Genomic DNA, 1,366 nt, shown 5'->3' with positions numbered 1-1,366 from the left:
CGGTCAACGACGACCCGGTGGCCAACGCCGACACGGCCTCCACGCCGATCAACACCGCGGTCAACAACATCGCCGTGCTGGCCAACGACACCGACGTCGACGGCAACCCCCTGTCGGTCACCGGCGCCACCCTGGCCAACCCCGCCCTGGGCACCGTCACCGTCAACCCCGACGGCACGCTGAACTTCACCCCGGCCACCAACGTCACCGGCCCCGTCGTCGTCAACTACACGATCAGCGACGGCCAAGGCGGCTCCGCCACCGGCACGCTCACCGTCAACGTCGGCAGCAACACCCCGCCCACCGGCACCGACGCCACCGTCACCCTGCCCGAAGACGGCTCGCACGCCTTCTCCGCCGCCAGCTTCGGCTTTGCCGACGCCGACGCCGGCCAGTCCCTGGCCGCCGTGCGCATCGACACCCTGCCCGGCGCGGGCACGCTCAGCCTCAACGGCACCCCCGTCGCCGCCGGTCAGGTCATCAACGCCGCCGACCTGGCCAACCTGGTCTTCACCCCGGCCACCAACGCCAACGGCACCGGCTACGCCAGCTTCACCTTCTCGGTGCAGGACAGCTCGGGCGCGTTCGACACCGCGCCCAACACCATCACGCTCAACGTCACGCCAGTGGCCGACCCCGCCGTCATCGGCGGCGTGGCCTCGGGCACCACGGTCGAAGACACCACGACCTCGGCCTCGGGCCAGCTCACCGTCACCGACCCCGACGCGGGCGAGGCGGTGTTCGTGCCGCAGACCAACGTCGCCGGCGCCCACGGCACCTTCTCGGTCAACGCCGCCGGCCTGTGGACTTACACGCTGAACAACGCCGACCCGGCGGTGCAGGCCCTGGGCGCGGGCCAGTCCCTGCCCAGCGAGACTTTCACGGTCACCACGGCGGACGGCACGACGCGCACCGTCACGGTGTCGATCACCGGCACCAACGACGCGCCGGTCGCGGCCGACGCCTCGGCCGCCGCCACCGAGGGCGGCGCGCTGGTCAACGGCTCGGTCTCGGCCACCGACACCGATGCCAACGCGGTGCTGACCTTCTCGTTGAACAACCCGGCCCCCGCGGGCCTGAGCTTCAACGCCAACGGCACGTACAGCTTCAACCCGGCCGACCCGGCCTACAACGACCTGGCCGCCGGCCAGACGCGAACGATCACGGTGCCCTACACGGTCACCGACGACCAGGGCGCGACCTCCATCGCCACGCTGACGATCACGGTCACCGGCACGAACGACGCGGCCGTGGTCACGGGCGTGGCCACGGGCTCGGTCACCGAAGACGGCACGGTGCTGGCTTCGGGCACGCTGATCGTCTCGGACGTGGACAGCGCCACCACCGTGGTGCCCGGCTCGGTCGC

The 1,366-nt window shown here is 71.7% G+C and carries 1 protein-coding gene; it reads left to right on the top strand.

Annotation, left to right across the window (positions count from 1 at the left end):
- Nucleotides 1–1,366, top strand: a 1,366-nt coding sequence (locus EOD73_RS17460; protein ID WP_127684335.1) for a cadherin-like domain-containing protein, incomplete at both ends; no start/stop codon positions are given.

Origin of the sequence: Inhella crocodyli, from assembly GCF_004004565.1 — a bacterium.
GTDB classification, from domain to species: domain Bacteria; phylum Pseudomonadota; class Gammaproteobacteria; order Burkholderiales; family Burkholderiaceae_C; genus Inhella; species Inhella crocodyli.
The sequence above is the reverse complement of the archived record's forward strand: the minus strand, read 5'-3'. Positions and strand labels throughout refer to the sequence as shown.